General features: G+C 68.6%; 14 protein-coding genes. 11 read left to right on the forward strand and 3 right to left on the reverse strand.

The genetic code is table 11. From position 1 onward, the window contains the following. Window positions 1-220 precede the first annotated feature (220 nt). From Scani_RS11760 to Scani_RS11775, 4 genes are all read left to right on the forward strand, one after another. A complete protein-coding gene (locus tag Scani_RS11760) occupies window positions 221-865 on the forward strand; it encodes a class I SAM-dependent methyltransferase (RefSeq protein WP_246295709.1) in 645 nt (214 codons plus the stop codon). 88 nt (window positions 866-953) lie between these two features. Beyond that, the gene (locus tag Scani_RS11765) at window positions 954-7,139 is read left to right on the forward strand and encodes a non-ribosomal peptide synthetase (protein ID WP_281391907.1); all 6,186 of its coding nucleotides are present in this window, start codon (window positions 954-956) and stop codon (window positions 7,137-7,139) included. Continuing rightward, window positions 7,136-8,101 carry a 2-dehydropantoate 2-reductase gene (locus Scani_RS11770; protein ID WP_159473470.1) on the forward strand — a complete coding sequence of 322 codons (966 nt, stop codon included), beginning with the start codon at window positions 7,136-7,138 and terminating at the stop codon, window positions 8,099-8,101. Before Scani_RS11765 ends, Scani_RS11770 begins: the two co-directional genes overlap by 4 nt. A gap of 198 nt (window positions 8,102-8,299) precedes the next feature. Next, window positions 8,300-9,385 carry a class I SAM-dependent methyltransferase gene (locus Scani_RS11775; protein WP_246295711.1) on the forward strand — a complete coding sequence of 362 codons (1,086 nt, stop codon included), beginning with the start codon at window positions 8,300-8,302 and terminating at the stop codon, window positions 9,383-9,385. Window positions 9,386-9,565: 180 nt separating this feature from the next. Here the strand turns inward: Scani_RS11775 and Scani_RS11780 are convergent, their stop codons facing one another. After that, a complete protein-coding gene (locus Scani_RS11780; RefSeq protein WP_159473477.1) occupies window positions 9,566-9,916 on the reverse strand; it encodes a GNAT family N-acetyltransferase in 351 nt (116 codons plus the stop codon). 296 nt (window positions 9,917-10,212) lie between these two features. Continuing rightward, the gene (locus tag Scani_RS11785) at window positions 10,213-11,625 is read right to left on the reverse strand and encodes an MFS transporter (RefSeq protein WP_246295714.1); all 1,413 of its coding nucleotides are present in this window, start codon (window positions 11,623-11,625) and stop codon (window positions 10,213-10,215) included. Between the two features lie 615 nt (window positions 11,626-12,240). On the opposite strand from Scani_RS11785, the gene Scani_RS11790 reads away from it, so the two are divergent. From Scani_RS11790 to Scani_RS11820, 7 genes are all read left to right on the forward strand, one after another. Next, window positions 12,241-12,990 carry a tRNA-dependent cyclodipeptide synthase gene (locus tag Scani_RS11790; RefSeq protein WP_159473480.1) on the forward strand — a complete coding sequence of 250 codons (750 nt, stop codon included), beginning with the start codon at window positions 12,241-12,243 and terminating at the stop codon, window positions 12,988-12,990. A gap of 2 nt (window positions 12,991-12,992) precedes the next feature. Then, the gene (locus Scani_RS11795; protein WP_159473483.1) at window positions 12,993-13,964 is read left to right on the forward strand and encodes a 2OG-Fe(II) oxygenase family protein; all 972 of its coding nucleotides are present in this window, start codon (window positions 12,993-12,995) and stop codon (window positions 13,962-13,964) included. Window positions 13,965-14,134: 170 nt separating this feature from the next. After that, window positions 14,135-14,845 carry a 2OG-Fe(II) oxygenase family protein gene (locus tag Scani_RS11800; RefSeq protein WP_218039173.1) on the forward strand — a complete coding sequence of 237 codons (711 nt, stop codon included), beginning with the start codon at window positions 14,135-14,137 and terminating at the stop codon, window positions 14,843-14,845. After that, a complete protein-coding gene (locus Scani_RS11805; RefSeq protein ID WP_159473489.1) occupies window positions 14,842-16,419 on the forward strand; it encodes a cytochrome P450 in 1,578 nt (525 codons plus the stop codon). The genes Scani_RS11800 and Scani_RS11805 overlap by 4 nt, the downstream gene beginning before the upstream one ends. After that, window positions 16,416-17,369, forward strand: a complete 954-nt coding sequence (locus Scani_RS11810; protein WP_218039174.1) for a 2OG-Fe(II) oxygenase family protein — start codon at window positions 16,416-16,418, stop codon at window positions 17,367-17,369. Before Scani_RS11805 ends, Scani_RS11810 begins: the two co-directional genes overlap by 4 nt. A gap of 52 nt (window positions 17,370-17,421) precedes the next feature. Beyond that, complete coding sequence (locus Scani_RS11815) at window positions 17,422-18,315, forward strand: 2OG-Fe(II) oxygenase family protein (protein WP_159473492.1); 894 nt, start codon at window positions 17,422-17,424, stop codon at window positions 18,313-18,315. 6 nt (window positions 18,316-18,321) lie between these two features. Next, window positions 18,322-19,233 carry a 2OG-Fe(II) oxygenase family protein gene (locus Scani_RS11820; protein ID WP_159473495.1) on the forward strand — a complete coding sequence of 304 codons (912 nt, stop codon included), beginning with the start codon at window positions 18,322-18,324 and terminating at the stop codon, window positions 19,231-19,233. 680 nt (window positions 19,234-19,913) lie between these two features. Here the strand turns inward: Scani_RS11820 and Scani_RS11825 are convergent. Further along, entirely contained in the window at window positions 19,914-20,414 is a 501-nt protein-coding gene (locus Scani_RS11825; RefSeq protein ID WP_159473498.1) for a hypothetical protein, read from the reverse strand. Window positions 20,415-20,485 lie beyond the last annotated feature (71 nt).

The raw sequence follows: 20,485 nt of genomic DNA on the forward strand, positions 1-20,485 counted from the left end.
GATGATGGGGCTGCTGCATCCGGATGGTTTTACAGGTCACTCTTCCGTCGCCAGAAGCAGAAAACTGAACGACCGTATAAATAGCGTCGCGAGGGAACGGCTGCCCGTATCCCCCTACCTTCCTGGAGGACTGATGGCTCCCACTGAATTAGGTCCTGTCGCCACGCACCCGGCTTCCGAAAGCGAGAGTTTCTACCGCGAACGAGGCGCTTTTGCGATCATGCGGGCTGCGCACTTCCCGGACGACCTGCTCTCGTTCCTCCAAATGGAGTCCCTGGTTGCCGGGGAAAGCGTGGCCCGGTACGGCTGTGACGCCATCGTCGAACTCGGCTGTTACGACGGCCGGGCCCTGGAAGTGGCCAGGTTCGCCGGTGTTCGCTATCTCGGCGTCGATGTGAACGGCCGGGCCATCGACGCGCTGCGCCGCCGCATCGCGGACGAAGGGGTGGCGGAGCAGGCGGCCGCGATCCAGGGGAACGCCCTGCACAGCGAGGAATGGCAGCCCCGACTGCCGGGTCAACACCCCCTTCAGCTCGTTCCGTTCAACCTCCTGGGGAACTTCCTGGAGCCGGCCGCCTTGCTGCGTGCCATGCGTGCGGTGGGTGGCACCGCGGTGGTCTCCGTCTTCAATGCCCAACGCGCCACCACCGAGGTGCGTCGGGCGTATTACTCAGCCTGCGGTATCGACTACCTGACGGAGGAGCCCGGCCCGTACGGCGGCGTCCTGTTCCGCGGCGCCGACGGATTCCAATCGCAGTCCTTCAGCGGTGAGGGCTTTCATGCGCTCATGGCGGAGGCGGGCATCCGGATCGTCGACGAATCAGCGAACCGCTTCGGGCGGTACGTCACGGTGCAATTCACCTGACCGCGGGCGCGATCGTCAGTGAAACTCGCTATACCCGCCCCGCTCCCCCTTTGTCCCGTTTCCCCATCCCGCACCAGGAGGACGCAAGTTGCCGAGCGCTCGCAGTCGTCAGGTCAGGGCATCCGCAGCACAGGCAGAAATGTGGCTCGGGCAGCAGCTGGATACGACCGGAATCGGCTTCAACATCGCCCATTACCTGACGCTTTATGGTCCCGTTGATATTCCGTTGCTGACCCGGGCAATCAAACAGGGATACGCCGAGGCCGAAACCTTTTGGGCGACGTTCCAGGAAATCGGAACCACCGTCCACCGCAGCATCCGCGCCGTACCGGAATGGGACCTGCCGGTCCTGGACCTGAGCGACCACGACGACCCGACCGGCGCGGCCGAGGAATGGATGCGGCAGGATCGGGAAAAGGCCCTCGACCTGGAGAACGGGCCGCTGTTCCGGATGGCGCTGATCAAGGTGGCCCCCTACCGCTGCCTCTGGTACCAGTGCCTCCACCACGCCGCCGCCGACGCATACTCCGGCCAACTGATGGAGCGGCGGGTGGCGGAGATCTACACGGCACTGGTGGAGGGACGCACCCTGCCCCCGGCGGACCGGGCGCCCCTGGCGGACCTGCTCGACGAGGACATCGCGTACCGAGACTCCGAGGACTTCGCGGCGGACCGGGAGTTCTGGCGCCGCACCTTGGCGAACCGCGAAGCGGGTGCGGTCGGTCTCGGTGCCCCCGCCCCGGCCGCCGGCCGCGAACAGCCCTTCCTTCGCGCGACCTGCCAGGTACCCCGCGCGCTCGGGGAGAGCCTGCGGGCCCTGTGCTCCGCCTCCCGGAGCACCCTGTCCGGCATCTCCATCGCGGCGGCCGCTGCGTATCTGCACCAACTCACCGGCACGGAAGCGGTCAACATCCAATTACCCGTCGCCGCCCGCACCACCCGGACCTCCAAACGCACCCCCGGCATGGTCTCCAACGTCCTGCCCCTCCAGATCGCCGTGCGCCCGGAGTCCACGTACGGCGCACTCGCCCGCGAGGTGTCGGCGAACGTCCGCAGCGCACTGCGACACCAGCGCTACCGCTTCGAGGACATGCGCCGCGACCTGGGCATCCCGGCGTCGGAGTCGGCCGCGTTCGGACCGTCCGTCAACGTGATGTCGTACGACTACGACTGGACGTTCGGCGGCCACGACTTCACCGTGCACAACCTCAGCAACGGCGCGGTGGACTACCTGGCGGTGATGGTCTACGGCGTCGGCGGAACGGCGACCCGCATCGACTTCAACGCCCATCCCGGATGCTTCGACCAGGCCACGCTCCAGAGCCTGCTGGACGGCTTCGTGGAGCACCTGAAGTCGGCGGTCACCCAGGGCCCGACGGCCCCGGTCAGCTCCCTGGAGTTGCTCGGCCCGGACAGCCGCAGGCGGCAGCTGGTCGAGTGGAACGCCACCGCACGGAACGTGCCACCGGCGACCCTGCCCCAGTTACTGGAAGCCCAGGTGACGCGGATGCCGGACGCCTCCGCTCTGCTGCACGACGGGCTGCGTTGGACGTACCGGCAGCTGGACGAGCGGGCGAACCGGCTCGCGTATGTGCTCATCGCCCGCGGCGTGGGCCCCGAGACGCTGGTCGGGGTCGCGCTGCCGCGCACCGGCGGACTGCTCGTCGCGCTGCTGGCGGTACTCAAGGCCGGCGGCGCGTACGTCCCCCTGGACCCGCAGTACCCGGCCGAACGCCTTGCCCATGTGCTGAACGACGCCGCTCCTTCGGTCGTCCTGGTCAGCGAGCGGACCGCCGGGCTCGTCCCGGAGGGCCGGCCCACCCTCGTACTCAACGACCTCGGCGAACCCGTGGCCGGGCACCTTGCGGGGCAAGCCGCCGGGCTTTCGGCGACACCGCCTTCGGACACCGACCGCGTCGCGGTTCTGGCCCCCGGCCACCCGGCCTACGTGATCTACACGTCGGGCTCCACCGGCCGCCCCAAGGGCGTACAGGTCTGCCACGCCAATGTCGTCAACCTCCTGGCGGGGATACAGGACTGCGTCGGGCTGACGGCCGCGGACCGGCTGCCGGCCGTGACCACCATCGGATTCGACATCGCCCAGCTGGAGCTCCTGCTGCCCCTGGTACAAGGTGCCTGCCTGCTCCTGGCGTCCGAAGAACAGGCGAAGGACCCACTGGCCCTGGCGGCCCTCGTCGAAGCCCACGAGGCGACGGTCATGCAGGCCACCCCGGCCACCTGGCTGGGTCTGCTCGCCACCAGCCCGCAGACCGTGCGCCGGTTGAAGGTGCTCGTCGGCGGCGAGGCGCTCCCCACCGGACTGGCGACGGATCTGCGGGCGCTGGCACCCTTCGTGGTGAACGTCTACGGCCCCACCGAGACCACCATCTGGTCCACCCTCGCGGTCCTCGACAGGTGCACCGACCCCACCGCCCCGGTCACCATCGGCCGCCCGATGACCAACACCCGGGCGTACGTGCTGGGCTCGCGCCTCCAGCCCCTGCCGCCCGGTATGACGGGTGAGCTGTATCTGGCCGGCGCGGGGCTCGCCCGCGGATATCTGCACCGCTCCGCGCTGACCGCGGAACGCTTTGTCGCCGACCCCTTCGCGGACGGCGAGCGGATGTACCGCACGGGAGACCTGGCACGCTGGACGGCGGATGGCACCATCGAATTCCTCGGCCGGGCCGACCACCAGGTCAAGATCCGGGGCCACCGGATCGAGTTGGGCGAGATCGAGGCCACCCTGGCCGGCCATCCGCGCATCGCCCGCGCCGTGGCCACCGTCCGCGAGGACCGCCCCGGCGACCGGCGCATCGTCGCCTACGCCGTACCGACCTCCGCTGCCGAGGAGTCCCGTGACGAGGCCGCGGACGAGGCCCGGGTCGCCGAGTGGGCCCGGACCTATGACGCGCGCTACGAGAGCGCGGGCACCGCTGAATTCGGCGAAGACTTCTCGGTCTGGCAGAGCAGCTACACGGCGGATCCCATCCCCCTGGCCGAGATGCGGGAATGGCGCGAGTCGGCGGTGAACCGCATCCTGGCACTCCGCCCGCGCCGGCTGTTGGAGGTCGGAGTCGGCTCCGGGCTGATCCTGTCGCAGGTGGCCCCGCACTGCGCGGCGTACGTCGGAACCGATGTCTCCGCCGCCGCGATCAGCACTCTGCGCGGCCAGGTGGCACGGTGTCCGGAACTGTCCGGCAAGGTGCAGTTGCGAGTCCGCCCCGCCCACCAGCTGGGCGAGTTCGCCCCGGGCTCCTTCGACACAATCGTCCTGAACTCGGTGGTGCAGTACTTCCCCGGCGTCGACTACCTGCTGGACGTGCTCGACCAGGCGATGCGGTGTCTGGTGCCGGGCGGCGCGGTATTCCTGGGCGACATCCGCAACCGCACCCTGGCCCGCTGCCTGCGCACCGCGGTGGAACTCTGCAACAGCAGGGAGGGGGCGGACTCCGACGAGATCCTGCGCGCGGTGGACGAAGCCCTCGCCAGAGAACCGGAAATGCTGCTCGACCCGGAGTTCTTCGCGGCGCTGCCGGCGCACCTGCCCGCCGTCGGCGGCGTGCACACGACGGTGAAGGACAGCCCCGCCGACAATGAACTCACCCGCTACCGATACGACGTCACGCTCTACAAGACACCAGTCTCCGCCCGGTCGGTGGCGGATGCACCCCGGATGGCCTGGGACGGGGCGGCGGACTGCGCGGCGGCCCTGGCGACCGTGGCGCGGCGCATCGCGGCCCGGCCGGAGTCGTTGCGGGTGACCGGCGTCCCCAACGCCCGGCTCGCCGGCGAGGCGCGGTCGATGTGCCGCCTGCGCCAACTCCCGCAGCCTGCCGTGGCGTTGCGGCTGCTGCGCGCGCCGTCCGACGGTGGACCACCGCGCATCGACACGTTCCGCGCGCTGGCGGAACGCCACGGCTACCGGCTGGCCGTGACATGGAGCAGCCAGGGCGACGACGGAGACCTCGATGTCGTCTTCGCCGACCGTGACGCCCATGGCGACGCCCCCCTCGTCGACACCTGTCTGCGCACTCCGGCAGCGGGCGGCGGACCGGGCTTGTCGCGGTACGCCCACGCCCCCACCGCCGCAGGTGCGGCCGAGCAGCTGAGGGAGGCGCTGTTCGCCCGACTGCGCCGCGCACTCCCTTCCTTTATGGTCCCGTCGGCGGTCGAGCTGCTGGACGCGCTGCCGATGACGCCGAACGGGAAGGTGGACCGGGCCGCCCTGCCCGCACCCCACTACGATGCGGGCCGCGACGCCGGGACGCACACCGCGACGGAGGAAGTGGTGGCCGCCCTGTTCGCAGAGGTGCTGGGCGCGGAGCGGATCGGCGCCGACACCGACTTCTTCGCGGCAGGCGGCAACTCCCTGCTGGCGACCCGGCTGGTGAGCCGGTTGCGGGCGTTGTTCGGCGTCGAACTCCCGCTGCGCACGCTGTTCGACGCGCGTACCGTGGCCGGCCTGGCCGGAGAACTGGACCAGTGCGTCCACCCGGCTCGGCCGGCGTTGGTTCCCGCCGGCCGCCCTGCGAAGGTGCCGCTGTCGTATCCGCAGCGCAGCCTCTGGTTCGTCGACCGGCTGGTCGACGAACGGGCCAACTACACCATGGCGACGGCCCTGCGCTTGTCCGGTGATGTGGACGAAACGGCGTTGCACCAGGCCCTGTCGGACGTCGTGGACCGGCACGAAATCCTCCGGACCGTCCTGCCCGACACCCACGGGGAGCCTGAGCAGCGCGTGCTGCCGCCCGGCCGGGACGCCCTGGACCTGGTCAGGGCGCGGGTGGACGAGGCCGAGTTGCCCCAGCTCATGACCGCCGAGACCCGCCGGCCGTTCGACCTGTCGTACGAGGTGCCGCTGCGGATCCGCCATTACGTCCTCGGTCCGGAGAGCGGCAACCGCGGCCCCCGCGCGGACACCCGCCCGGCCGACGACCACATACTCCTCCTGATGCTTCATCACATTGCCGGGGACGGCTGGTCGACAGGACCCTTCATGCGTGACCTGTCCCTGGCGTACCGGGCACGTACCCGCGGCAGCGCACCGGGTTGGCAACCACTACCGGTGCAGTACGCCGACTATGCGCTGTGGCAGCGGCAGATGCTGGACGGCGACTGCACGGACCCCGGGGATCCGATGTCCCGGCATCGCGCCTACTGGACGGAGGCGTTGCGGGGCATCCCGGAGGCGCTGCCGCTGCCCGGCGCCCGGCCCGCTCCGGCCGCACCGAGCCTGCGGGGCGGATCGGTCCCGTTCCACCTGCCGCCGCGGCTGCACCGGGAACTCGCGGACCTGGCACGCTCCGCCGGCGCCAGTCTCTTCATGGTGCTGCAGAGCGCACTGGCGGCGCTGCTGTGCCGGCTCGGCGCCGGCTCGGACATCGTGCTGGGGACACCGACCGCGGGGCGAACCGACTCGGCCCTCGACGACCTGGTCGGGCTCTTCGCGAACTTCCTGGTACTGCGCACGGACGTCTCGGGCGATCCGGACTTCCGCCGGCTGATCGCCCGGGTCCGGGACGCAGGTCTGGCGGCCTACACGCATCAGGCCTTGCCCTTCGAGCGCGTCGTGGAAGCAGTCAATCCGCGCCGCTCGCCGGCCCGCCATCCCCTGTTCCGGGTGATGATCAATCTGCGCGACACCCCCACCACGTCGCTCGAACTGCCAGGGGTGACGGTGCGCCCGGAGCCGGTGGACCTCGACCTTGCCAAGTTCGATCTCACGGTGGCCCTGACGGAGCACACCGACGAGCACGGAACCCCCGCCGGTATCCAGGGCACGCTCCTGCACCGCCTCGACCTCTACGACCCTGCGACCGCCGAGGCCCTGGTCACCGGCCTGATGCGGATCCTGGAGGCGATGGCGGACGATCCCGGCAGGCGGATCGGCACGGTCGCCGTGCCCCCGGTTGCCGTCCCGCACCCGGAGGTGCCTTGGGCGCGCGGCTCCCTTCCGCGGGACGACCCGGCCGGGGCGGCATCGGACCGCACACCCTGCACCACACCTGAGGCTCGACTGTGCGTACTCTTCGCCGAGATCCTCCGGGTCGACGAGGTCGGGCCCGACGACGGCTTCTTCGACCTCGGGGGCTGCTCGTTGCTGATCCCCCGCCTGGTCTCCGGGATCGAGAAGGCACTGGGCATCAAGGTCACCGTCCATGACGTGCTCCGGTACCCGACCGCGGCGGGGCTGCTGCGGCAGGCCGCTGCACCGGACGTCCCCGATCCGTCCGGTGTGTCGCTCCCGGACGCCCGGCCGGTGGACTCATGACGGCTCCGGCCGCAGCGGCGGCCTCCCCGCGGCTCGCGGTCATCGGCGCGGGCGCGGTCGGCGGCTTTGTCGCCGCGCACGCCCAGGCCGCCGGACTCGACACGACCCTGTGTACCCGTACCCCGCGCGCCGGGTTCGAGGTACACCGCGCCGGACGCGTGCTGCGCGTGCCGGTACGGTGCGCCACCCGGCCCGAGGATCAGCTTCCCTTTGACTGGCTGCTGTTGGCCATCAAGGCCCAGGACACCGCGGGCGCTGCGCCGTGGTTGCGGCACCTGGTCGGTCCGGGCACGGTCGTCGCCGTCCTGCAGAACGGCGTCGGCCAGGACCGGCGGGTCGCTCCGCTGGTGGCCGCCGGCACCTGCGTCCTGCCCGTGGTGCTCAACTTCTCCACCGAGCAGGTCGCACCGGGCCGGATCGTGCACCATGCCGGCGGGCAACTGGTGGTGCCCGACGGCGTGCCGGGAAGGCGGCTCGCGGCGCTGTTCCGGGGCAGCGGGCTACGGGTGACACCGGAGGCCGACTTCACCAGCGCAGCCTGGCGGAAACTGCTGGCCAATCTCGCGGCCAACCCCCTGACCGCCCTCCTTCAGCAGCGCAACCGCATCTTCGCGGACCCCGACGTCCGACGGCTCTGCGCCGGCATCCTCGATGAGGGGCTTTCCGTCGCCCGGGCCGAGGGCGCGAACCTGGGCGCCGACGACGTCTCGGCCACGCTCGCCATGTACGAACGCGCCGCCCGGGCCGACGGCGGCACCACCATGCTCTACGACCGCCTGGCCGGGCGCCCTCTGGAGCACGAGTTCATCACCGGCGAGGTGGTCGAGGCCGGCCTCCGCAACGGCATTCCGACACCGCTGAACCGCGCCCTGCTCACGATGTTGCGGGCAGTGGACCGCAGCCAACCGGCAAGGGGAAGGCAGGTATCCGATACCCCGTCCGTTCGAGCAGGACGCCCGTGACCCTCTCGTCCCGGTCAACGCCGAGGGACGGCATTCCCTCCGGTCGGCACGCGCGAGCGTCCCGGCCGGCTGATCCGCCGACGGTCCGCAACGCACACACGCGGCATGACTGGACCACCTCTCCACGCAACGGAGCGACCTGCGTCCCCGAACTCCTGCCGCATCCATGCCCCAGGGCGACAACGAACAGGATTGACTGTGACCACTGTGCATCCGCTCGTCGACACTTCCCTGCTGCCCTCGGCCACCCACGAGGAGAAGGTGATCCGCACCGCCCACGCGTTCTACGAGCACCTCATCGGCCTGTGGGCCCCCGCCATCATCGAAGCCGCCCATGAGACCGGGATATTCGCGGCGCTGGCGGACCGTCCGGTGACCGCCGACGACTTGGCCGCCTCGCTGCACGCCGACCCGCGGACCACCCGCGTGCTGCTCGACGCCCTCTACGCGTACGACGTCATCGACCGGATCCGCAGCACTGACTCCTTCCTCTACGTGTTGTCCGACGCGGCGCGGGAGTGCCTGCTGCCCGGGGGCGTCTTCAGCATCGCGGGCAAGATGGTCCACGACCGCAGGGTCGCCTGGTCCGCATGGGCCAACCTCGGCGAGGTGGTGCGCCAAGGCACCCGCACCGGCACGGAGAACGACAACCAGATATCGGAGCGGGACTACGAGTCACTCGTCGGCGGCATCAATTTCTGGGCCCCGCCCATCGTCGATGTGCTGACCGACGAGCTGCGCCGACGCGGCGCAGACGGCGGCACACCGGCCACCGTGCTCGACGTAGGCTGCGGGACCGGCCTCTACAGTCAGCTGCTGCTGCGCGCCTTCCCCGCCTGGTGCGCGATGGGCCTGGACGCCGAGAGGATCGCACCGCTGGCGGCAGCCCAGGGCCAACGACTCGGCGTGGCGGACCGGTTCCTCGTCAGGTCCGGTGACTTCTGGACCGAGGACTGGGGCACCGGCCATGACCACCTCCTCTTCGCCAACATCTTCCACCTGCTGACACCGGCCTCCGGGCAACGGTTGATGGACCTCGCCGCCCGATCCGTCTCCGCCACGGGCACGGTCGTCGTCATCGACCAGATCCTCGACGCGGAGCGGGAGGCGAAGACACCTCAGGACCGCTTCGCCCTGCTCTTCGCGGCGTCCATGGCCAACACCGGTGGCGGCGATGCGTACACGTTCCAGGATTACGACGACTGGTTCGCCGGAGCCGGAATGAAGCGCGTCGCCACCCTGGACGCGCCGATGCACCGGATCCTTCTGGCCCAACGGCTCTGATGGGCCCTCACCAGCTGTCCGCCAGGTCCACGTCACCAGCACAGTCCCCGGCCTGTTGCGGAGCGCCGGCTGTCCGTCTGAACTATGGTGCAGTGACCTCGGACACCGGGTTCCTCCCCCCGCTCAGCGATGTGCAAAGGGGAAGGGGTGGTCCCTTACTTTCCGGCACCGAAGAAGAGGTCACGTGTGGTGTCGCCGCGGGTGGCATGTGAAGCTTCCCTTGCGTCGGTGCCCCGCACCCATCGTGATGCCGTATTCGAACCGCCCCGCACGCGGATCTGCGTAGTGCGAGCCCACAACCCCGATGGTCTGCCCCGTGTCCAAGGCTTCGACGGCCAAGCTGAAGCAGTCGCCGTCGGACTTCGTGACGGCCTGTTCCTTCGCCCAGGCGCAGAACCCCTCGGCAGACCGAGGCGGATGCAGCAGGTCTCCCAACCGCTCCTCGTCGACAGCGAAGCCCATGAACGCCGTCCAGTCCTCGGGCTCGATACCGCGCAGACGAACCCGCTTGCCAGTCCAGAACGAGGTCATCCCCTATTCGATCACGAGCAAGACGCGATGCACACGCCAGCCGGACCCTGCCTGAACCGCTTTGTCATACCGGCGGGGCAAGATCAACCTGGAACGCAGTGGAGCCACGAAACGCTGGTGCGCTGGTGCCCAAAGAAGCGCGTACAAACAGTCAAGGCAGCCCCGGGCACCGGCTGCTCCCCGCACCCGCGGGGATGGCCCTCGTGAAGCAATACCGAAGGTCCGCGCCACCAGAGGAACAGGGGAACGAAGACTCTGACGAGTAGCCGAAGCGGCTAAAGGGTGTTTGCCGTCGGTCAACGCACCACGCTGTCCGTCGCCGATGGCACCTCCTCTTGCGGCCGCCGAGCCCTCGGGCAGCGCCGGATCCACATCCACAGGGCCAGCAGGAGGCAAGCCGCCAGGCAGCCGGCTCCCGCCGCGGCCAGGGGCCAGTTGTCTCCCGTCGCCGCGGTGCTGCCGGGGTCGGCGGCGGGGCCCGCGGCGACCATGCCCAGCCCGGCCGCGACGGTGATGACCGTCTTGGTCAAGCCGGATGCCTCACCGGCGCGTTCAGGCCGGATGACACCCTGGGTAGCGGTGAGCGTCAGGGCATTGCCGACACCCAGCGCCGCCCCGCTGGCGGTGACCGCAGCGAGATACGACGGCAGTGCGGAGACGAACGCGCCGCCCAGCAGGACCACCGCGCCGGCTCCCAGGCTCGTCGCCATCACCGGCACTGCGCGTACGCTGGTCACCCGGCCCGCGAAGGGCCCTGCGGCGGCCATTGCCGCCGCAGGCGCAACGAAGGCCACCCCGGCCATCAACGGCGTCAGCTGCTGCCCCTCTTGGAGGGAGAGCGGTACGACGAAGAGGAACACCACTGTCGCGGCGTTGGCCACCGCGCCCGCCGCGGTCAACGCCACGAAGGCACCGTTTCGGAACAACGCGGGGGCGATCAGCGGATCGGCCGTGCGCAGTTCGATCCGTACGAAGGCCGCCAGCGCCACCGCCACCAGGCACAGCGCGCCGAGGTCGGCGGGGGAGGTCCAGCCCCATACCGGGCCACGGTCGATGAAGAGGGCCAGGGCCGCGATGGTGGCGGTCCCGGTGGCCAGCCCCGGCCAGTCGACGCGCCCGGAGACCGTGGTGTCCCGCGACTCCTGGGCCCGGCGGGCGCAGATCGCAGCCACCACGCCCAGCGGCACGTTGAGCCAGAACACTGCCCGCCACGACACCATTTGGGTCAGGGCGCCCCCAACGAAGGGACCGCAGGCGGTGGCCAGTCCGCCGATGCCCAGGGCCCACCCTGTGGCCCGGCCGCGCACGGCGGGCGGAAAGACGTTCGTCAGGAGCGCCAGTCCGGCCGGCATGATCAACGCGCCGCCCGCGCCCTGTACCACGCGGGCCACCACCAACACCGGCAGCGAGGGCGCCAGTGCGCACCACAGCGACGCCAGTCCGAACAGCGTCAGTCCCGCGACCAGTAGGCGGCGCCGGCCGAACAGGTCGCTCATCCGGCCCGCGCCCAACATGAGTGTGCCGCACGACAGGAGGTATGCGCTGACCGCCCACTGCAACTGTCCGGTCGGTACGCCGAGTTCATCCTTGATGTGCGGCAGGGCCAGGTTCAAGGCGAACGAGTCGAGCTGGATGCAGAAGACACCCAACGCGACCGAGACCAGCGCCCAGCGGGCTCCGCTTCGCCCCTCGACTTCCCACACAGTCACAGCACTCCCTTTCCGCCGCCTCGCCTGGCGGCGGCGTCGTCTCACGAACGTCTCTGGTTGCAGGGGGTGGGGGGGATTGCTTGCGCCGGAAGGGGCTGCGCTCAGGAGGGCCGGCCCGAGAAGGAACAAGGGCTTCAAGCCGTGCACGGAACCTGCGCGGAAACTCACCGAAGCTCGGGGCGCCGAAGACGCCAGAACACGAAAGCGGGGGTGGCCTCGGGCAGTGAATGCCCCGGTCGCCAGCCTCCCGGCTCAGTGAGGTGATTTCACCGTACACCAGACCCTGTGCGGTGTCACGACCCACCGCCGTCCGGAAGGATCCAGCCACCAACGACTGGCGACGGAAGAGCGAATACGTCCCGATTCCAGCACTCAGCGTTCCGTTCGGAACCGGTGATTCAGCGGGACTCCCGCGGTCGGGCAGGGCTCCGGAGCGAACCGTTAATCGCCACGTGATCGACTGACTCAAAACCTGCTTTATCGAGCTGCTCGGCAATCCGTACGGTGGTTCCGTAAGTCGCCAAAGGAACGTCTGTGCGGACATCGTGGGGCTCGCTACAGCGTGACCACGATGCAGCTTCCGCCGCCTGCCCACCCCCATACCTGGTTGGTGCCATGCCGTTCGAAGTGACATCCTCTCTCGCCATTCCGAAGACGACTTCACCGCCTTCGCGCAGAAGGCGTTACAAAACCGAGATAGCGTTTGTCTCTCCAGTCTCCGACCGCCATACCTTCGAAGAGCACAGCCACTGTTTCCTGGGTATCAGCCTGGAGAACAGCAACTTCCGCCCGATCAAGGTACGCAGCATGGTCGAGTGGATATCCCGAAGATTCTCACGGTGTACCGTACTCGTCGGCGACAGCATTCATCGCATCACCCTGGAGTCCACCCGCGGCCTATGTCCTCCGGAAGCCCTGACCGAAGCACTACGCCTGGGGCGTGAATTCATCGACGAACAGGCCCATATTTTCGATGATTTCCGGGACCGGACGGACTTCACCTTCATCAACTGTAGCGAGGTCCAGACCTCGGACGCCTACCAGAGCTATCACCGGTCCCTGCGGGATTACTTCATCCAGGATGCCGATTTTTGCACCTCCGTAGAGGCGTTCGGTCGCCGCTACCACAGCAAGCACTCCAACGGCGCCTCGGAAGCGGAACTGGAACGGCGTATCCAGATGTCCTCGGACTACTTCCTCGAAGAGTTCGCCATATTCTGCTGCCTCAAAGAACGCGGCCTGCCAGTCATGCTCTATCCAGGATCGTTCAGCACGCTCTCCGAAATCGCCGCGGGCGAGCACGAGGGAGCGCCAAAAGAACTACGCGACCTGATCGTGGTGTCCCTTAAACTCCAAGGACGGTGACCGTGTCCGCAGCACGCTCTGCCGACGTGCCCGAGATCCGGCGCGGCCGGATCTACCAGGACGTCTACCGCAAACGCGTCGACACCCAGCTGGTGACTTCCACGGCTGCGCTGGAGCGCGCCCGCATCGAGGGCGACTGCCTCATCTTCGAGGGGGACGACCAGGCATGGAAACGGGCCCTGGGTGATGGGCTGTTCCTCCTGGCCATTCCACCGGAGCTGGGCGTCCGGGGCGGCGACGCATTCTCCGCCCAGTTCTACCAGGGTGCTTCCGCGCCGCCCTACGGGCGTTACCGTGAGCTGACCTCGGAACATTTCGGTGACGCATTACTCGGGTTCCATCAACGGACCAATCAGATCGAACAGTTCCTACTGGAGCGGCGCTTCTGGGAGCGTTGCTATCCCCCCGAGATAGCCGAACTCGGCGAGGAACTCACCCATCTGTCGCGCCAGGTTATCCGCTCGGTTCTCTGCTATGCCGGCATCCCTGAGAAGGACTGGGAACAGGCCACGGGCGGCTGCACCGAGGCGGCCGGCTCGTATCACCTCACCTTCAACCACTACCGTCCCGCCCACGACGCCGACGGCCTCAACTCCCATAAGGACGACGGATTCATCACCCTCCTGCGGGCCACAGCTCCCGGGCTGGAAGTCAGCCGCGCCGACCGGTGGGAAGCGGTGGTGCCCGAACCCGGTTACTTCATCATCAACTTCGGTCTTTCGATGGAGATCCTGACCGCGCACTGCGCTGCTCCGGTGACGGCGATCATGCACCGGGTGGCGCGACAGACCACGGACCGCTCCACGTTCGGGCACTTCAGCTCCAGCAACTGCGCGCCTGGATCGGATGAGGGAATCTACCGCTATCTTCCGGGTATCGGCCTGGACCGCGTCTGCGGCTCCCGTGAACTCATCGACGAGAACGACTCCGAAATATACGAAGGCACCGTGAACCCGGAAGGGCGCACCCCGTGACTCAACGACCCATGGCTCTTGAGCGCGCCCAGGAAACCGCGGAGGGGATTGCCTTCGAAAGGGCCTACGGCCTTCCGCGAGCACTACGCGATGGGTGCTTTCTGCTGGAGATCCCCCCAGAAATCGACCTCACCCCGGGAATCGAGCTCTCCCGGCAATTCTACCGGCCGTTGCAGGACGGTCCTGAGGAAACCCGGCCCTACCGAGGGTTCCGCGACCTGGAGGGCATCTATTTCGACCGGGAGCACTTCCAGACCGAACACCTCCTCATTGACGGCCCGGCCCGCCGGCAGCATTTTCCTCCCGACGTCATGGCCATGACCGACCGCATGCACGGCCTGGCCGTCCACGTCCTGCGCACCGTTCTCACCCACCTCGGCGTCCCCGGCCACCTGTGGCCCACCCTCACCGGCAACGCTGTCGAAGGCGGCGGAATCCAGTGGTTCGCCGCCAACCACTACCGCCCCGAGCGCGCCCAACTCGGCTGCGCCCCGCACAAGGACACCGGCTTCGTCACCGTCCTCTACATCGAACAGGAGGGCCTTGAGGTCCGTGTGGACGGCGGCTGGACCCCGATCGAGCCGGTCCCTGGCTACTTCGTCGTGAACTTCGGCGCGGCCTTCGAACTACTCACCCGGCGACTTGCCACCCCCGTCCAGGCAATCCTGCACCGGGTGCAGCACTGCACTCCCTCCGGCGACGCCGACCGGTTCTCCTTCGCCGCCTTCGTCAACCCGCCCGCCGACGGATTGCTCTACCAAGTGCACGCCGACGGCGCGGCGGCCGCAGCCCGCAGCTCCAAGGAATTCCTGCGCGAATTCAACGAGAAGACCTGGTCGGACCAGTACGAGGACTTCGGTATCTCGGGAGCGACCGCATGACCCGCTGCCCCGTCCCACCGCGCGCCGGGAGCGACGCGCCGCCCACCACCCGCCGCCAGGCGTTCCCCGCACGATTCCGTGCCTGGGGTCTGCGCACACTCGGCCGCTGCCGGCTGCCACGCCACATCGCGGCACGGTTTCCCGCAGTTCTCGCGCACCACCGCGGCCCGAACCTGTTCACCGGGCACGCCAAAGCCTTCCACCGGGCGACGGTCGTCCACGGCCAGAGCGCCTCGGCCTACTTCCGCGCCTCGGGCATCAGCGCCTGCGCCGAAGCCAACGGAGGAATCTGCACATTCCGTATGGGGCGGCGCACCGCCCTCTACCAGATCACCAATTCCCCGCTGACGGACGACGACGCGCTGGCGCCCTCCACCGACGCCAACCGTGAGCTGTTCGGCGACTTCATCGGCTCCCAGCCCAACGACCACCCCTGCCGCCCGGTCAAGCGTGCGGCGGTGGAACGCACTCTGGGGAATGCGACATTCATCGGTCAACTGGAGCCCGCGGTAGAGAAGTACGCGGCGGAGTACTTCCGCAGCGTGGCCGGGCGGGAATTGCCTCTCGACGACTTCGCCCTGGGGCTGGTGACCCACGTGGACAGCTTTCTGCCCGGGGTCCTCGACCTCACGCAGAAACCGCTGTCGGAGTATCTCTCCTCGACGCGCTACGGGCGAGTGATGCGCGACCTCTTCGAGCTGGCCTCCGACGTGATCAGCAAGATCAACCGGGAGGCGATGCGGGAGGTCGACATGGTCGCCCCCTTCGTCCGCGACCTGCTCGACAGTAACGCCGAGGCCCTGGCCCACGCCCCCGAAACCAACGTGATCCGCAGGCACTTCTCGGTCTGGGAGCTTCCCGTCTCGCCCGCAGGCTTCGCCCGCCTGACAACCGCCCAGCTCAAGGAACTGGGCACCATCATCGTGGCGACCTACGACACCACCGCCCTCAGCCTCCAATGGGCACTGGCGTACCTGGAGACCTCACCGGAGCACAGGCGCAGCGTCATCGCCGCGGCACGCGACGGCGGAGGCCCCGGGCCCTCGGTGATTGACCTGGCGGTCCTGGAGGCCGTACGGCTGGGCGGCAGCAACCCGGCCGCACTGTGGCGGCGTACGACCCGGCCGTTCACACTGGAGCACCGCGGCCGGTCGGTGACCGTACCGGCGAGCACCATGCTCTGGCTCGACCGCCGGCAGGCGAACCAGGACCCACGGATCTTCCCCGCCCCTGACCGCTTCGATCCCGACAACATCCGCGCGATCTTCAAGTCCGGACGCGAAACGGTGTCGTCGGTGCTCTCCCGCAACCGTTACGAGATCAACTCCTTCAGCATGGTCAACTCCCGGCGCAACCCCCGGAAGTGCCCCGGGCGCCTCTTCTCCGTGCGGATGCAGTCCATGCTCCTGGCCGAGCTGTACGCACAGTACGAGGTCACGGCGGACGGCATTGACCTGAGGCTGAAGGACCACTCGTCCATGCCACGCCCCGCGCACCCCGGGACCGTCCTGCTCACCCCGTCCGCCGGCCCGGCGAGTACGGCGCACGAGCCACCGAAGGAGAAGACCCCGTGACCGCACCACGTCCCGACTCCGCGACGCTCCGGGCGCCGGTCGTCCTCCCGGCCATGCCCACCGAGCACGAAGCCTCGACGACCTACCCACCGGTCGAGCTGGAACGCGCCCGAGTCGCCAGCGAACGCCTGGTCTTCGACCGGCCCGACGGCTTCGACCGAGCCCTGGCCCAAGGCTTCTTCCTCGTGGCCATCCCCGAGGAGCTCGACACCACCGCAGGGGACCACTTCGCGGCCCACTTCCACGAACGCCGCCAAGGCGACGGCGACCCCCTGGACCCCTTCCGCGGCTACCGCGACATCGACGTACCCGGCACATATCAGGGCCACTTCGACCGCGAACACGACCAGTGGGAAAACTTCTACATCGAACAGGCCAACTGGGGGCTCCTCCCGGACGCCGTCGCTCAGCTAGGCCACCAGATGACCGACCTGGGCGTCACGGTGCTGCACAGCCTGCTCGCCCACCTGGACCTTCCCGAGCGCGACTGGGCGGAGGTGACCGGCGGACTGAGCGACTACCGCGGCCACCACCTGCTCGCCTTCAACCACTTCCGGCCCGAGAAGGCGGTGCGCGGCTCGAAGTTCCACCGTGACTCGGGATGGGTGACGGTACTGCGCTCGACCGACCCGGGACTGCTCGCCCTCATCGACGGCACACTCTGGGCGGTCAACCCGGAGCCGGGCCACTTCATCGTCAACTTCGGCAGCTCGCTCGAAGTGCTCACCGAGCGCCTGCCACACCCCGTACGAGCCAACGTCCACGGCGTGGCATCCACCGAACGCGCACCCGGGCAGGCCCACCGCACCTCCTACGTGACGTTCCTCGACTCCGGCCTCGACAGCACCGTGTACCGCTACGAGAACGGTGTGCCGCGCCCCCTCCAGCCGCACTCCGAATTCGCGATGCAGGAGGTTAACCGCACCTACGACGACGACTCCCACCTCTGATCCGGCCACCATCCCACCCCGGTATACCCCTTAGCCATACGAAAGGTCCCGCATGACGACCACCACTGCCGTTCAGGGCCCACCCCTGAACCTTCCCATCGCCCAGCTCACCGATAGCGCCGTGGACTTCGCAGCTCCCGACGGCTGGGAGCAAGCCCTCCGCCTGGGCGCCTTCCTCCTCCCCGTCCCCGCCGACCTCGACGCCGAGCCGGGGCTCCGCCTCTGCCGCAACTTCTACCTGGACCCCGACGGGGGCCCCGACGACCGCTACCGAGGGCACCGGACACGGGAACACGCCGCGTCCAAGCTCGGCTACGAGGACAGGCCCGACCAGGTCGAACAGCTCCAGATTGAAAGCATCCACTGGGACAAGTACTTCCCCGAGGACGTGATCGGCCTGCTCCAGCGGATGCGTGAACTCACCCTCAGCGCCCTCAACAGCTGCCTCGCGGCCTCAGGCGTACCGGAGCGGGACTGGGACACCGTCACCGGCGGCGCCCGCCAGGAGACCGGCTGGTGCTACACCACCGTCAACCACTACCGGGCCGGCCTCAGCCGCGACCACGGCATCGTCGAGCACACCGACAGCGGCTTCATCACTGTGATCTACGCCGACCAGCAGGGCTACGAAATCCTGGACGGCGAGCGCTGGCGACCGGTGGAAGTGCCACCGCGGCACTTCGTGGTGAACCTCGGCGACGCCGCCGAGGTCCTCACGGCACACCTGCCCCGTGCAGCGGGCGCGGTCATTCACCGGGTCCCGCCCCGCCCAGCCCCGGTGGCGAACGGCGACCGCTCCTCGTTCACGGTCTATATGGGCCCACGCATGGACATGATGCTGTACCAGTACGGGACCGACGGCGTGCTCGGCGAGTACCAGGGCTTCCGGGACTACTCCGTGGAGAAGTCAAAGAAGCTCGGATACGAATTCCACTCCCGGATCTGATCCGTCATGACGAATACAAACGGACACGCATGGCAGAAGGCGCAACTGAGGCCACGGGACGGAACACTCGTCTTCGACCAGGAGAACGGAATCGAACGGGCGCTGAAGGACGGATTCTTCTACGTGCAGCAGCCTCCAGACATGGAAATGACGGCCGGCGACCACTTCGCCCGCAGCTTCTACCTGCCCACCACACCCGGCGGTGACGACGACCCCTACCACGGCTTCGCTCTCTGGACGGCCGAACAACTGGGCCCGCACCAGGGCTATTTCCGACGCCAGGCCGACCAGACCGAGCAGTTCTTCCTGGAAAGCACCTGGTGGGACACGGTCTACCCCAAGGAACTTGCACAACAGGCCGCAAACATGAGGGACTTCGCCCTTGCCATCCTGCGCGGAGTGCTCAACTACCTCGACCTGCCCCCCGAGCTCTGGGACCAGGCAACCGGCCGCGCCCTCACCCGACAAGGTACGCACACCCTGACCTTCAACCACTTCCGGCCCGAGGTGAAATCCCGCGGCCTGAACATTCACAAGGACTCCGGCTGGGTGACCGTCCTGCGCTCAATCGAGCCCGGCCTGGAGGTTGAAAGTAACGGCGAGTGGCGACCGATCGACCCGGAACCGGGCGAGTTCATCGTCAACTTCGGCTGCGCGATGGAAATCCTCACGCGGAACACGGCCACCCCGGTTGCGGCCGTGGCCCACCGCGTGGTCGAACAGCGTAAAGCCAGGCCGGACCAACACGACCGCTTCTCGTACGCACTCTTCGTCGACAGCAGCCTCGACGAGACCGTGGTTCCCGGCCTCTTCCGCTACGAACCGGGAACCGGCCTGGAACTGGAAGCGAAGTTCGACACCTTCCTCAATGACATCCTCCATAACACCTACCAGCAGCACACCACCGGCCTGTACTGAAACCGAATCCCCACACCGCCTTTCCGACCGGTGGCCACGCACCCTCACCCCCGCCGGAGCCACCGCACGCGCGTCGCCACCGCCGCCCTTCCAGCGCTGTCGAGAACGGCGAGCCGGAGCACAGCAAGACCGCGTTGAACGCCACGCGTCAGGCCCACCCCCGAACGCAGGAACCCCCGCCGGAGCAGCCGACGGGGGTTCCTCACCTCTCACCGGCGTCTCACAGACTGTGTGGACGCCCCCGGGACTCAGAGTTCCGACATGACCTTGGGAGCCACTCCCTGCTTCGGCTGGACGCTCCAGGACACGGGCTACGACCTGTGCCATGTGGTACCGCGGCCCACTCGCTAGCACCACGTACCACTCATCAAGATCCGGACCAGGTGCGGACCAAATCAGCCTGGCACTCGACGTTTCCACTCTTTGTCGCAGGTCAGGAACGAGGTCAGGCGTGCACCACAAGAAGACGAAGAACCTGTTTTGGTCTCGTACTCGGCCAAGAAGCTCGGCTTCTTCTAGGGGCACGAGAAAAGGCGCCTGACCTGGGCTTTTGTCCGCCAGGCGCCTTCCGACCCGTCCGATTGGTCACGCGACGCAGACGAAGACGGCATCTACCGCGGGACCCGGACGGCACGTAGCAACCGGTGGACACCGGGACGGGACAGCAGGCGACTTCGTCCTCACCCTGGCCCCGGTCTGCCGCGCCACCGGCCGCCGACCCCATCCACCGACGCCCGGAGCAGCCCGCCGCCGTCCTGCCCGAAGCCCCGCCCGAGCCGGCCCCTTCTTGTGCGGCACTGCTCGCCGTTCCCGGCCTCGCACGTCGTACAGGGCGTTTGCGGGACTTCCACGACGACCGCCCAGTCCCGCTCCCAGCACCTGCGAGCGGAGGCGGCGTTGGACTCCCAGCCGAACCCGATGCCCTTCATGGCCTCGGGGTAGCTGGTGGCCTCCATCCCGCGGGCCTCAACCCACTCTGCATCCCGGGCCAGCTTGATGCGCGGCCACAGCGTCGGGATGATCGCCAGGCCGCAGTACGCCTCGCGGTCGCTGTCGCGCGCCCCGGTTTCGCCGATGTCCCGGAAGACCTTGGCGAGCGCACCGGCGCCGTCGGTCACACCGGCGAGGAACTCGCCACCGCCATGGGCGACCGGCGCCAGTTCGCGGCCAGCACCGCCCAATGGCTGCAGGACACGCACCGTCCGGCAACGCTGATGAGCTTGTTGAACTTGGCTCTGTCCGCCGTTCCGTG

Origin of the sequence: Streptomyces caniferus, assembly GCF_009811555.1 — a bacterium.
Classification (GTDB): Bacteria; Actinomycetota; Actinomycetes; order Streptomycetales; family Streptomycetaceae; genus Streptomyces; species Streptomyces caniferus.